The sequence below is a fragment of the Streptomyces sp. NPDC127092 genome (assembly GCF_042722475.1).
GTDB lineage: Bacteria > Actinomycetota > Actinomycetes > Streptomycetales > Streptomycetaceae > Streptomyces.
In genome coordinates this window covers 130875-136794 of record NZ_JBHXFE010000004.1, presented here as the reverse complement: position 1 = coordinate 136794, position 5920 = coordinate 130875, and the positions used below count along the sequence as shown (strand labels likewise).

Sequence of the window (5920 nt, the reverse complement as noted above, 5' to 3'; positions counted from 1 at the left end):
GGGGGGGAAAATCTCTGGGGGAAATAGTCATGGGGGCTGCTCTTTCTTGCTGTTGTTTCGTCCAACGGGGGGGGGGGGGGGGGGGGGGACGGGCCCTCGGTTCCCTCTCCCTCCCCCCCCCCCCCACCCGGAGCCGGACCCGGTGTCGCTGGAGCGGCAGGCGGAGCTTCGCCTGCCGTCTGATCTTCCGGGTCGAGGGATCACCGCCCGGCTGGGCGCCGGACGGTGACCGGGTCGGGGACGGCGGGCCGTCAGGCCAGGCCGGCCACCAGGTCCGCCACGCTCTTGCGGCGGCCGGTGTAGAACGGGATCTCCTCGCGGACGTGCATCCGCGCCTCGGAGGCCCGCAGGTGGCGCATGAGGTCGACGATCCGGTAGAGCTCGTCGGCCTCGAAGGCCAGGATCCACTCGTAGTCGCCGAGCGAGAAGGAGGCGACCGTGTTCGCGCGCACGTCCGGGAAGCCGCGGGCCATCTTGCCGTGGTCGGCGAGCATCCGGCGGCGGTCCTCGTCCGGCAGCAGGTACCAGTCGTAGGAGCGCACGAACGGGTAGACCGAGACGTAGTCGCGCGGGGTCTCGTCGGCCAGGAAGGCCGGGATGTGCGACTTGTTGAACTCGGCGGGGCGGTGCAGCGCCATGTTCGACCAGACCGGCTCCAGGGCGCGGCCCAGCTTCGTGCGGCGGAAGAGGTTGTACGCCTCCTGGAGCTGGTCGCTCGTCTCGGCGTGCCACCAGATCATGACGTCGGCGTCGGCGCGCAGACCGGACAGGTCGTACGTGCCGCGGATCGTGATGTCCTTGGCGGCGAGCTGGTCGAACAGCTCCTGGACCTCGTCGGCGTAGCCGGCACGGTCCTCGGGAAGGTTGTCGCGCAGCTTGAACACAGACCACAGGGTGTAGCGGATGACCTCGTTGAGGTCCTTCGCCTTCTTACCGGCGTTCGGGATCTTTTCGGGCGCACTCATACGCCTATTCTCGCCCGTCACGGACAGTGCCCCGCACCAGGGTCGGCCTTTTCCGACGTGGCGATGATCTCGTCCGTGATCCGGCCCGTGCTCGCGTCCGTGATCCCGTCCAGGATCGCGTCGGCCGCGCGGTGCGCTGAGGCGATGCAGGCGGGGATGCCGACGCCCTCGTAGACGGCGCCCGCGAGGGCGAGGCCGGGCAGGCCGGAGACGGCGGCGCGGATCCGCTCGACCCTGCCCAGGTGACCGACGGGGTACTGCGGCAGGCCGCCGATCCAGCGGGTCACGGTGGTGGCGACGGGCCGGGCGGCGAGGCCGGTCGCCGCGCCCAGGTCCTTGAGGGAGACGTCGACGAGGTCGGCGTCGTCGCGGTGGACCTGCTCCTCCTCGCCGTACCGCCCGACGGAGGTGCGCAGCACGAACAGGTCGGGCGCGGCGTCGGCGATCCACCCCCACTTCTGGCTCGCGAAGGTGGAGGCCTTGATGGTGTGGCCGTCGACGGGCGGCACGAGGAAACCGGAGCCCGGCAGGGCGGGGAGCTCCGCGCCGGGCAGCCCGGTGCCCTCGGGCAGGTCGGCGCGGCGGAAGGCGAGGGTGATCAGCGCCATCGAGGCGTACTCGACGGTGCCGAGCTCCGCGGCGGCGGCGGGCGCGTGGCCGGCGAGGAGCGCGGCGGCGGGTCCGGCGGGCGTGGCGAGGACGACGGCGTCGGCGTCGTACGTACGCTCCGGCGTCACGACCTGCCAGCCGTGCGGGCCGGTGCGGCGCAGGGCGGTCACCGGGGCGCCGGTGCGGATCTCTCCGCCGGCGGCGCGGACCGCGTCGGCCACGGCGAGCGGCAGGGTGCCGACGCCACCGCGCAGGCCGGCGAAGGCGGCGCCGCCGAGGCCGCTGCCGGCGATCCCGGTCCCGGCGCCGGCGGCGTCCGCCGGGGTGGCGGCCCCGGCCCGCTGGACGGCGCGGACGGCCTCGGCGAGCGTGCCGTGGGAGCGGGCGGCCTGGAAGAGGGCGGGCACGGCGGCCCTCATGGAGATGCGGTAGGCGTCGCCCGCGTACACGCCGCCGAGCAGGGGCTCGACGAGCCGGTCGACGACCTCGTGGCCCATGCGCTCGGCGACGTACGCGCCGATGGCGATGTCCTCGCCGATCTCGGTGGGCGGCAGCTCGCGGTCGCGGTCGATCCGCGCGACGGCCTCGGCGGAGAGCAGCCGCTCGACGGCCCGGCCGTCGCCCGGGACGCCCATGACGTGGCCCTTCGGCATGGGCACGAGCTCGCCGCGGGACCACACGGAGGCGGTGGTGGTGGCGGGCGCCTGGATCCGGTCGGCGAGGCCGACCCGTTCGGCGAGTGCGACGGCCTCGGGGCGGCGGGCGAGCAGGGATTCGGCGCCGAGGTCGACGGGGGCGCCGGCGATCTCCCCGGCGAGCAGCTTGCCGCCGAGCCGGTCGCCGCCTTCGAGGAGGGTGACCCGGGCACCGGCGGTGACCAGCCGGTGGGCGGCGGCGAGGCCGGAGATGCCGCCTCCCACGACGACGACGTGCGATCCGGCGGGCGGGCGGCCGGTCGCCTCCCGTCCCCGCGTCGTCCGGCCGTCCGTGGTCGGGCCGTCCGTCGTCCGGCTGTCCGTGCTCTGCGCGTTCGCGTTCATGGGGCCGTTCATGGGACCACTCTCTCAAATCGCCCGTGCGCTCCCGATCCGAGGCCGGACCGTGACCGCTTCGCTACCGCCGGACCGCAACCCGCTCCCGCACCCGGACGTCCAACGGGCACCACGGCACACACCGAGAACCTTGGGGGGTTACGGATGCGAAGAGGGCGCACTGCCGCCGCGGCGGCGCTGCTGACGGTCTCACTCGTCCTGACGGGCTGCGGGGCGGGCGACACCGACGCCGGCTCGAGCGCGGACGGCAAGGGAGGCACGAGCGCGGAGAAGCCCGCGTACGCGGGGCCCGAGGCGGCGGCCGACGGGGCCGCCGGCACCGGCTCGGCGGAGGACAAGGCCTCGTCGGCCGCCACCACACCGCCGAAGAACTCCGCCCCGGCGGCGGCCCGGCAGCACGTGATCCGCACCGCCGAGCTGTACGTCGAGGTGAAGGACGCGACGAAGGGGACGGCGGCGGCCCGCCGGGTGGCGACGGCCGCGGGCGGCCACGTCGAGAACGAGACGACGGAACGGGTCGACGACACGCACGTCGTGTCCCGGCTGGTGCTGCGCGTGCCGCAGGAGCGGTACGACTCCGTCCTCGCCGAACTCGCGGGCGCGGGCAGGCTGCTGTCGCGCAAGGCGGACGCCAAGGACGTCACCGAGCAGGTGGTGGATGTCGAGAGCCGCATCGCGACCCAGCGGGCGAGCGTGGCGCGGGTCCGCGCGCTGATGGACCGGGCCACGCGGCTGAGCGACGTGGTGACCCTGGAGGGCGAACTGAGCCGCCGTCAGGCGGAACTGGAGTCGCTGCTCGCCCAGCAGGCCTCCCTGAAGGACCGTACGACGCTGGCCACGATCACCCTCGAACTGTCCGAGCCCGAGGGCCCGCACGCCGTCGACGACGACGAACGGCCGGGCCTCGGCGACGCCCTGCGCGGCGGCTGGGACGCCCTGGTGGCGGCCGTCGCCTGGATCCTGGTCGTCCTCGCCGCCCTCGCCCCGTGGCTCGCGGTCGCGGCGGTGCTGTACGCGCTGTGGCGGTGGGCGCTCCGCCCGCGCCTGCGCCGCCGCCCCGGGTCGCGGTCGGCCCAGGAGTCGCTCCCCTGGGTGCCGCGCGCCGAGCGCCCGACGAACGCGGCGGGCGTTCCCGCGGCACGGGACGGGGAAGAGGAGGAAACGGACGGCGCCGAGGGCACCGGCCGAACGGGCCCTTCGGCGTAGCGTGTTCGTATGACAGAGCGACTGGTGGTCATCGGCGGCGGGGGGGGGGGGGGGGTCGGTGCGTTGTGCGGCCGACAGGAGCCAGGGAACAAAAAAAAAGAGAGAGTCGCCCCTCCACCCAGGGAACCCCCCTCCCCCACCACCCCCCCCTCCCCTCCCCCCCCCCCCAGGCCCGCAGGCTCAAGGGGCCCGGAGAACTGGAGATCGTCGCCTTCGAGCGCGGGCACTTCAGCTCGTACTCGGCCTGCGGCATCCCGTACTGGGTCGGCGGCGACGTCGGCTCGCGCGACGGGCTGATCGCCCGCAGCCCGGAGGAGCACCGGGCCCGGGACATCGACCTGCGGATGCGGACCGAGGTGACCGAGCTCGACCTGGACCGGCAGCGGGTCCGCACCAGGGACCTGGAGTCCGGCTCCGAGGGCTGGACGGGCTTCGACAAGCTGGTGATCGCGACGGGCGCGCGGCCGCTGCGGCCGCCGCTGCCCGGCATCGACGCGCCGGGCGTGCACGGCGTGCAGACCCTGGACGACGGTCAGGCGCTGATCGACTCGCTGGCCCGGGCGAAGGGCCGGCGGGCTGTCGTGGTCGGCGCCGGCTACATCGGGGTCGAGATGGCGGAGGCGCTGCTCGGGCACGGCTTCGAGGTGACGGTCCTGAACCGGGGCGAGCAGCCGATGGCGACGCTGGATCCGGACATGGGCCGGCTGGTGCACGAGGCGATGGACGGCCTGGGCATCACGACGGTCGGCTCCGCGCCGGTGACGAAGATCCTCACCGGTGAGGACGGCCGCGTGCGGGCCGTGGCGACGGACGAGGGCGAGTACCCGGCCGACGTCGTGGTGCTCGGCATGGGCGTGGTGCCGGAGACCTCGCTGGCACGGGCGGCGGGGCTGCCGCTCGGCACGTACGACGGGCTGCTCACCGACCTGTCGATGCGGGTGCGCGGGCAGGAGAACGTCTGGGCCGGCGGTGACTGCGTGGAGGTCCTCGACCTGGTGTCGGGACGGGAGCGGTACGTGCCGCTGGGCACGCACGCCAACAAGCACGGCCAGGTGATCGGTTCGAACGTGGGCGGCGACTACGCGACCTTCCCCGGTGTGGTGGGGACGGCGGTGTCGAAGGTGTGCGACCTGGAGATCGCCAGGACCGGGCTGCGCGAGAAGGACGCCCGCGAGGTGGGGTTGCGCTACGTGACGGTCCGGGTGGAGTCGACGAGCCGCGCGGGCTACTACCCGGGAGCGGCGCCGATGACCGTGAAGATGCTGGCGGAACGGCGGACCGGGCGGCTGCTCGGCGTGCAGATCGTGGGCCGGGAGGGCGCGGGCAAGCGGGTCGACATCGCGGCGGTGGCGCTGACGGCGGGGATGACGGTGGAGCGGATGACGGCCCTCGACCTGGGCTACGCGCCGCCGTTCTCGCCCGTGTGGGACCCGGTTCTGGTGGCGGCCCGCAAGGCGGTGGGAGCCGTTCGGGCGGCAGGTTGACCCGAGCGGACCACGACCCTCGGTGACGGTTTGCGAGCACATGCGCACCGTGTGTGACTGGTCACATGATCCGACACACCATGCGAGCGCTCTGCGCCGCCTCTCTCCTGATAGCCCCGCTCGCCCTGAGCACGCCCGCCCAGGCCGCGACCACGTGCACCGTCAACGGCACCTCCGTCACCGGCACGACCATCAACGGAACGGCGGGCGCCGACTACATCTCCTGCGCGACGGTCGCCAGTGGCGACACCGTCAACGGCCAGGGCGGTGACGACTACATCGTCATCACCACCGGCGACCTCAACGGCACCGTCATCGGCAACGCCGGACGCGACTACATCCTCGTCGAGCAGGGCGTCGTCAACGGCACCGCGGGCGGCGGCAACGACGCCGACTACATCAACGTGAACAACAGGGTCTCGTCGACCGGGCGCATCTTCGGCGACCTCGGCAACGACTACCTGCGCGTCAACATCAACCAGAACGTCGTGAACGGCGGCCTCGGGGTCGACGTGTGCCGCGTCACCTCCGGCAACCCGCCCGTGGGCTGCGAGGCCTGACCCGGCCGCCGGGCCCGATCCCCCCCGTTGTGCGGGGGGAGGGA

At 73.9% G+C, this 5920-nt stretch carries 4 protein-coding genes and 1 pseudogene; 3 read left to right on the top strand and 2 right to left on the bottom strand.

Going from position 1 to position 5920, the window contains the following annotated elements:
* Window positions 1-251 precede the first annotated feature (251 nt).
* Window positions 252-965, bottom strand: a complete 714-nt coding sequence (hemQ, locus tag ACFWJO_RS04950; RefSeq protein WP_384421958.1) for a hydrogen peroxide-dependent heme synthase — start codon at window positions 963-965, stop codon at window positions 252-254.
* Window positions 966-982: 17 nt separating this feature from the next.
* Complete coding sequence (gene hemG, locus ACFWJO_RS04945) at window positions 983-2626, bottom strand: protoporphyrinogen oxidase (RefSeq protein WP_386863413.1); 1644 nt, start codon at window positions 2624-2626, stop codon at window positions 983-985.
* A 144-nt stretch (window positions 2627-2770) separates the two neighbouring features.
* Here hemG and ACFWJO_RS04940 point away from each other — a divergent pair, with 144 nt between their 5' ends.
* From ACFWJO_RS04940 to ACFWJO_RS04930, 3 genes and pseudogenes are all read left to right on the top strand, one after another.
* Window positions 2771-3832 (top strand): DUF4349 domain-containing protein, encoded by a 1062-nt coding sequence (locus ACFWJO_RS04940; protein WP_386863412.1) that lies wholly within the window; start codon window positions 2771-2773, stop codon window positions 3830-3832.
* Window positions 3833-3987: 155 nt separating this feature from the next.
* Window positions 3988-5316: pseudogene (locus ACFWJO_RS04935) on the top strand (FAD-dependent oxidoreductase); the annotation flags it as partial.
* A 65-nt stretch (window positions 5317-5381) separates the two neighbouring features.
* Window positions 5382-5876 (top strand): hypothetical protein, encoded by a 495-nt coding sequence (locus ACFWJO_RS04930; protein WP_386863411.1) that lies wholly within the window; start codon window positions 5382-5384, stop codon window positions 5874-5876.
* Window positions 5877-5920: the final 44 nt, after the last annotated feature.

Bases quoted from the DNA above. Each gene is read 5' to 3' on its own strand.
- hemQ (WP_384421958.1), bottom strand. From the start codon at position 965: ATGAGTGCGCCCGAAAAGATCCCGAACGCCGGTAAGAAGGCGAAGGAC.
- hemG (WP_386863413.1), bottom strand. From the start codon at position 2,626: ATGAACGGCCCCATGAACGCGAACGCGCAGAGCACGGACAGCCGGACG.
- ACFWJO_RS04940 (WP_386863412.1), top strand. From the start codon at position 2,771: ATGCGAAGAGGGCGCACTGCCGCCGCGGCGGCGCTGCTGACGGTCTCA.
- ACFWJO_RS04930 (WP_386863411.1), top strand. From the start codon at position 5,382: ATGATCCGACACACCATGCGAGCGCTCTGCGCCGCCTCTCTCCTGATA.